Consider the following 5,523-nt stretch of genomic DNA (forward strand, 5'->3'; position numbering starts at 1 on the left):
CCTATCGCGGCGCGGCGGGCGCCACTAGGGAGGCGCGATGAGCGAATGGACGATCGGGATCATCGGCGGCTCCGGCCTCTATGCGATGGATGCGCTTGAGGACCCGCAATGGATCGAAGTCGGCTCGCCCTGGGGAAAGCCGTCGGACGCGCTCCTGATCGGCCGCATCCACGGCGTGAAGTTCGTGTTCCTGCCGCGGCACGGGCGCGGGCATCACCTGAGCCCCAGCGGCGTGAATTACCGCGCTAACATCGACGTGTTGAAGCGGGCGGGATGCACGGACGTGCTTGCGATCTCGGCGGTGGGGTCGCTTCGCGAGGCGCTGGCGCCGGGGCGGTTCGTGGCCGTGGACCAGTTCATCGACCGCACCTTCGCGCGCGAGAAGAGCTTCTTCGGCAACGGCATGGTGGCCCACGTCTCGACGGCCGATCCGGTGTGCCCGCGCCTTTCCGCGCTTGCTGCGGCGGCGGGCGAAGCGGCGGGCGCGGACATGGCGCGGGGCGGGACCTACCTGGCGATGGAGGGTCCGCAATTCTCCTCGCGGGCGGAGAGCGAGCTCTACCGGATGTGGGGCTGCGACGTGATCGGGATGACCGGGATGCCCGAGGCGAAGCTCGCGCGCGAGGCCGAGCTTCCCTACGCGCTCGTTGGCATGGTGACGGATTACGATTGCTGGCGGAGCGGCGAGGAAGCGGTGGAGGTCTCCGCGATCCTCGCCCAGCTCCAGGCGAATGCCGAAGCGGCGCGGCGGATGGTGCTTGAGCTTGCCCGCTCGCTGCCGGAGCGGCGGGAGCCGTCGCCGATCGACACCATTCTCGACACCGCCTTGATCACCGCCCCCGATGCGCGCGATCCGGCGCTGCTCGCGAAGCTCGATGCTGTTGCGGGGCGGGTGCTGAAGGCTCAGCCGTAGAAGCGGGCGATCCGCTCCGTCGGCACGCCCACCATGTACATCGACAGGCAGGCGAGATTGCGCGCGGAGCGGCTAAACCAGCCGTCGCGGCGCCAGCGCTCGGCCGAGGTGATCGCATCGACGGGGAGCGTCCGGACCCGCCCGAGACGGCGGACGAGATCCACATCCTCCATCAGCGGCAGCGCCCGATAACCGCCCATATTCCGATAATGGGTTCGCGACACCAGCAGCCCCTGGTCGCCATAAGGAAGGCCGAGCAGGGCGGCGCGGAGGCGGGCGCCGCGCTCCACCATCCTCGCCTGCCAGGAACGATCGTCGAGACGGAAGCGAAAGCAGGCGGGACAGGTGGTGCGCTGCGCATGCGCTTCGGCAGCTTCGAGCCAGCCGGGCTCGAGCAAGGTATCCGCGTGGAGGAAGAGCAGCCAATCGCCGCGTGCCGCTTCCCCGCCGGCGCGGAGCTGCGATCCCCTGCCCTTCGGCGCGACGATCACCCGAGCGCCCGCGGCTTCGGCGATCGCGATCGTCTCGTCGCGCGAGCCGCCGTCGACGATGATGATCTCGTCGGCGCCGTCCAGCCGCTGAAGACAATAAGGCAGGAGGGCGGCGGCGTTCAGCGTCGGGATGACGACCGACAGCATTCAGCCGGAGCAGCTCGCGCCGCCTAGCACGCAGAAACGCGCGCAATGCGGGTGGTTGAGCATGATCTTGCGCGATGCCTCCTGCAGCGTCTCGCCGAGCGCGAATTGATCGTCATAGGGAAGGAGGGTGCAGGCGACGACCACAGGTCGCTCGGCGCCCTTGCGCTTCACCACCATCCGGCTCGAGGCGCACATCAGCGAGGACGGCGAGACGCCGGTGATGCCCCAGCAGGCTTCGGTGATCTCGGGCACGTCGGCGGCGGCATCCATCGCCGGGAAGATGACGAGACCGCCGACGGCAATGCCGAGCTCGGCGAACAGGCGATCGTAGCCCGCCTGCGCTTCCGCCTTGCTTTCGCGGGCGAGCTGGCGGCCGGCAACCGCGATCCTGAAGCCGTTGTCGTGGAGCCATTTAAGCCCGTCCACCGCCTTCGCCCAGGAGCCGGCGCCGCGTTCGGCCTGGTGCACGGCCGGCGTGTGATGATCGAGGCTGACGCGCATCGTCAGCCGCTCGCGGGGGAGCGCCTTCAGCTGCTCCTCGAACCGGCGCATCGGCCGCATTGCATTGGTGAGGACCAGCACCTCGAAGCCGCGCAAGAGCGCCGAGCGGATCATCGCCACCGCATCCCGGTTCATGAAAGGCTCGCCGCCGGTGAAGCCGATCTCGCGCGTGCCCAGGCGCTCGGCTTCGTCGAGAAAGACCTCCGCCTCGGCGAGGCTCAGATAGACGAGCGCGTCATTGGTCGGGGAGCTTTCGATATAGCAGCTCGCGCAGGCGAGATTGCAGAGCGTTCCTGTGTTGAGCCAGAGCGTGTCGAGCCGGTCCAGCGACACATGAGCGCGCGGCTCGCCCTTCGCCGTGACGAGCGGATCGCGGAACTTCGCCGGATCGATCGGCCGCGCCGCCGGATCGGCGAACGGCGATGCCTGGGGTTTCAAGGCAGTGGCGATCGTCAGTCTCCTTGGGCGCAGGGATAGCCGATCGGGGCCACCCCCTCAAACGAAGAGGATCAGCCGCCCCAGACCTTCTTCAGCCGCGCGTCGCGTCCGCAGTTGAGGCGGTAGAAGCGATAACGGACCGGGTTCTTCTTGTAATAATCCTGGTGATAGCCCTCCGCCGGATAGTATTTGGCGGCGGGGAGGACCAGGGTTGCGATCGGCCCCGGCACCTTCAGGCTGGTCTCGGCTTTTGCCTTCAGGGCCTCGGCGATCCGCCGCTGCTCGGCATTGGCGACGAAGATGGCGGAGCGGTACTGGCTCCCGCGGTCGCAGAACTGGCCGCCGCCGTCCGTGGCGTCCACTGTGCGGAGGAAACGCGCGACCAGACGGGGATAGCTGATCTTCGACGGGTCGTAGACGACGCGCACCGCCTCGAAATGGCCGGTGCCGCCGGCCGAGACCTGCTCGTAAGTCGGGTTGGCGGTCGTGCCGCCGACATAGCCCGAGGTCGTCGAGATGACGCCCGGCATGTGATCGAAATCGGATTCGGTGCACCAGAAGCAGCCGCCGGCGAACACCGCCTCCGCGCGGGACGAAGGAGCGGCGGCCACCGACGGAGAGGCTGCGGCGAAGATCAGGCTCAGCAGGAAGAGGATGCGTGTCATCCCGCCTATGTAGGGTGGCGCAGGCGCCTCCGCCACTTGCAGCGTCTCCACCGTCCTTATGCATAGTTGGGAGCGGCCGGTTTTGCGGCTAGACGGGAGGCGGAGGCCCGATCTGGCGAACGGCGAAACATCTGGAAGCGGACCGGCGAAGCGGGGCGGCTTCGGCAGGATCGGCCTGCTGCTTCTGATCGCGGCCGCGGTGGGCGCATTCTTCCTGTTCGACCTCGGCCAGTGGCTGACGCTGGAAAATCTGAAGGCGCGGCAGGCGGAGCTTGCGGGTCTTGTCGCGGCCCGGCCGCTGCTGATCGTCGGCGGCTTCTTCCTAATCTACGTCGCGGTGACCGCCCTCTCGCTGCCGGGAGCAGCGATCATGACGCTGGCGGCCGGAGCGATCTTCGGGCTTTTGCTCGGCACCGTCATCGTCTCCTTCGCCTCGTCGATCGGTGCGAGCCTCGCCTTTCTTTCCTCGCGCTATCTGCTGCGCGACTGGGTGAAGGCGAAGTTCGGCAGGCGCGTGGAGGCGATCGACCGCGGCATCGACAAGGACGGCGCATTCTACCTGCTCACGCTGCGGCTGATCCCCGCCTTCCCCTTCTTCCTGATCAACCTGGCAATGGGGCTGACGGGGATGCGGCTCCTTACCTTCTACATCGTCAGCCAGTTGGGGATGCTGGCGGGGACGATCGTCTACGTGAATGCGGGAACGCAGCTGGCGCGGATCGAGAGCACCGGGGACATCCTGTCGCCGGCGCTGATCGGCTCGTTCGTGCTGCTCGGCATTTTCCCGCTGATCGCGAAATGGATCGTCGGCACGTTCCGCAAGCGCCGCGTCTACAAGGGATGGAAGCGGCCGAGGCGGTTCGACCGGAATTTGATCGTGATCGGCGCCGGCGCGGGGGGGCTCGTCACCTCCTACATCGCCGCCACGGTGCGGGCGAAGGTGACCCTCATCGAAGCGCACAAGATGGGCGGCGACTGCCTCAACACGGGCTGCGTACCATCGAAAGCCCTGATCCGCACGGCGCGGCTGGCGCACGAGATCAGGACCGGCGGCGCATATGGGCTGAAGCCGCGGGAGCCGGAATTCAGCTTCCGCGAGGTGATCGAGCGGGTGTTCGCGATCATCAGGCATATCGAGCCCGCCGACAGCGTCGAGCGCTACACCAAGATGGGTGTGGACGTGCGGCTTGGGCATGCGCGGATCGTCGATCCCTGGACGGTGGAGATAGACGGCGGCGAGCGGCTGACGGCGCGTTCGATCGTGATCGCGGCGGGCGCGGAGCCGTTCGTGCCGGACATTCCGGGTCTCGCGGAAGCGGGCTACCTCACCAGCGATACGATGTGGGACGCGCTTCGCGGGCGCGACGAGATGCCGCGGCGGATCGTGATCGTCGGCGGCGGGCCGATCGGAACCGAGATGGCGCAGGCCCTCGCCAGGCTCGGCGCGGAGGTGACGCAGGTCGAGAGCGGGCCTCGTCTCCTGGCGAAGGAAGATGAGGAAGTGTCCGCCTTCGTCGACCAGGCGCTCCGAGCGGAGGGCGTGGATGTCCGCACCGGCCATGAGGCGGTGCGGTGCGACGGGAAGGTGCTGATCGTCGAAAGCGGCACCGGCGAGGAGGTGCCCCTGCCCTTCGACGAGATCATCGTCGCGGTGGGGCGGAAGGCGCGGCTTGGCGGCTATGGGCTCGAGGCGCTCGGCATCGAGACGGAGCGGACGGTGGTCACCAACGACTATCTGGAGACGCTCTTCCCGAACATCTACGCGGTCGGGGACGTGGCGGGGCCTTATCAGTTCACGCATTTCGCAGCGCACCAGGCGTGGTTCGCGGCGGTTAATGCATTGTTCGGGAGCCTCAGGCGCTTCCGGGCGGACTACCGCTTTCTGCCCTGGGTCACCTACACCGATCCGGAGGTCGCTCATGTGGGGCATAACGAGCTTTCCGCACGCGAGGCGGGGGTAGCTTACGAGGTGGTACGCTACGGGCTCGACCATCTCGACCGAGCGGTGGCGGAGAGCGCCAACAGCGGCTTCGTGAAGATCCTGGTCCAGCCGGGAAAGGACCGGATCCTCGGTGCCACCATCGTTTCCGCGGCGGCGGGCGAGCTCATCGCCGAGATCACGCTGGCGATGAAGCATCGGCTTGGCCTGAACAAGATCCTCGGCACCATCCACGCCTATCCCACCATGGCGGAGGCGAACAAATATGCCGCCGGCGAGTGGAAGCGAGCGCACAAGCCGGAGCGGCTGCTGGAATGGGTCGAGCTTTATCATCGCTGGCGCCGCGGCTGATGGAGACCCGTATCGTCATCTTCGCCAAGGCGCCGGTGCCGGGGAAGGTGAAGACGCGGCTTGTGCCGGCGCTCGGCG

Annotated in this window: 5 protein-coding genes; 2 read left to right on the forward strand and 3 right to left on the reverse strand. The window is 67.6% G+C overall.

Annotated elements, in window-relative coordinates; translation table 11 throughout:
• Positions 1-37: 37 nt before the first annotated feature.
• Positions 38-913 carry an S-methyl-5'-thioadenosine phosphorylase gene (locus VF662_RS01330; protein ID WP_464136792.1) on the forward strand — a complete coding sequence of 292 codons (876 nt, stop codon included), beginning with the start codon at positions 38-40 and terminating at the stop codon, positions 911-913.
• On the opposite strand, the gene VF662_RS01335 is transcribed toward VF662_RS01330, so the two are convergent.
• The 3 genes from VF662_RS01335 to msrA form a co-directional block, all read right to left on the reverse strand.
• The gene (locus VF662_RS01335; RefSeq protein WP_464136795.1) at positions 904-1,551 is read right to left on the reverse strand and encodes a TIGR04283 family arsenosugar biosynthesis glycosyltransferase; all 648 of its coding nucleotides are present in this window, start codon (positions 1,549-1,551) and stop codon (positions 904-906) included. The genes VF662_RS01330 and VF662_RS01335 overlap by 10 nt on opposite strands.
• Positions 1,552-2,490: a radical SAM protein gene (locus VF662_RS01340; RefSeq protein WP_464136797.1), complete on the reverse strand. Its 939-nt coding sequence runs from the start codon at positions 2,488-2,490 to the stop codon at positions 1,552-1,554.
• A gap of 71 nt (positions 2,491-2,561) precedes the next feature.
• Positions 2,562-3,155 (reverse strand): peptide-methionine (S)-S-oxide reductase MsrA, encoded by a 594-nt coding sequence (gene msrA, locus VF662_RS01345; RefSeq protein WP_464136799.1) that lies wholly within the window; start codon positions 3,153-3,155, stop codon positions 2,562-2,564.
• Between the two features lie 82 nt (positions 3,156-3,237).
• Between msrA and VF662_RS01350 the strand changes: the two genes are divergently transcribed.
• On the forward strand, positions 3,238-5,445 hold the full coding sequence (locus VF662_RS01350; RefSeq protein WP_464136803.1) for an FAD-dependent oxidoreductase: 2,208 nt from the start codon (positions 3,238-3,240) through the stop codon (positions 5,443-5,445).
• Positions 5,446-5,523 lie beyond the last annotated feature (78 nt).

Source organism: Allosphingosinicella sp. (assembly GCF_036387215.1).
GTDB lineage: Bacteria > Pseudomonadota > Alphaproteobacteria > Sphingomonadales > Sphingomonadaceae > Allosphingosinicella.